The organism is Pseudomonas sp. CROZ-RG-20F-R04-15 (assembly GCF_022662375.1).
Classification (GTDB): Bacteria; Pseudomonadota; Gammaproteobacteria; order Pseudomonadales; family Pseudomonadaceae; genus Aquipseudomonas.
In genome coordinates, this window is record NZ_JAKNQL010000066.1 from 1 (window position 1) to 1189 (window position 1189).

At 55.5% G+C, this 1189-nt stretch carries 1 protein-coding gene; it reads right to left on the reverse strand.

Annotated features, from left to right (window positions below; translation table 11 throughout):
- A partial coding sequence (locus L8H52_RS30285; RefSeq protein WP_242210168.1) for an IS481 family transposase occupies positions 1-1138 on the reverse strand: 1138 nt, incomplete at its 3' end.
- Between the last annotated feature and the right edge of the window lie 51 nt (positions 1139-1189).

A 1189-nucleotide genomic window follows, 5' to 3' on the forward strand; every position in this document is an offset into this window, starting at 1 on the left:
TCTTCTTACCTGCCGTAACGATCTGCAAGTTCAAGTCGATTCGGGCGATACGATGTCTACTCCAGTAGACATCGTGGATGCCGTCCTCCGTCGTTTCCCTGATAGCCACTGACCTCCCGTAAAACGCCTTTCCAACGGTGTATTCACGGTTGCCCCAGTAGATCTCGCCCTTCACCTGAACCTTCCTGACCACATCCCCATCATCGTACTCGGGCGCCGCCGGTTGCTCCTGATATTCCCGCGGGCTACTGCTGTAGCGAGTAGCAGGAACCTGCATGCCCAGTGCTTGATGCGGGCGCTTCTGGTTGTAAATCTCACGCCAGATATCAAACGCCCGTTGTGCATCGTCCAGATCGATGAAGAGCTGGCCTTGCAGGACTTCCCTTTTCAGGCTGCGGTGGAAGCGCTCCAGCTTTCCCTGGGTTTGCGGGTGATAAGGTCGGGAGTGGCCGACCTTGATGCCCTGGCTCATCAGCCAGACCTCCAGTGCGGTATAAACACCTGTCTGATCACCCCATGGCGAACCGTTGTCCATCGTCATGCGTAAAGGCAGGCCGAAGTGCCGAAAGGTCCGGATTAGATGCTCCTGAACGGTTTGGCGCTGCTCATTGATGCATGCCGCGATGCACAGCGAAAACCGTGAGTGATCGTCCAATATCGTCAACGGATGGCAACGCCCCTGGGCCAGACTGATATGCCCCTTGAAGTCCATCTGCCAAAGATCGTTGGGCGCTTCATGCTCGAACCGGATAAACGGTTTGACCTCGGCAGCCTTTGGATCAACGCGCGAATGACGCTGTAAAACCGCATGCACGGTGCTGACAGAGGGCATCACTTTGCCGTCGTCTTCCAACACGCGCTTGAGCTTACGAGCGCCCCAAGCGGCGTACTCCTGACTCACGGTCAAAATCTGCTGCTCAACCTCTTCAGCGCAGCGTTTGGGTGACGTCTTTGGTCGTCGAGACTGATCGACCAACCCTTGCGCACCGAGGTTTTCAAACCTGGTGAGCCATTTGTAGGCAGTGCTTGGGCTGATATTGAATCGACGGCAAAGCTGCCGAACATTGGCCCCTTCTTGCCGAGCCAAAAGCACGAATTCTGAACGAAGTTGCACGGTGGACACCTCTTCCCAAGACACAGGCCATCTCCTTCGCGATGAGCAATGTGTCTATTAAAATGTGTCCACCAT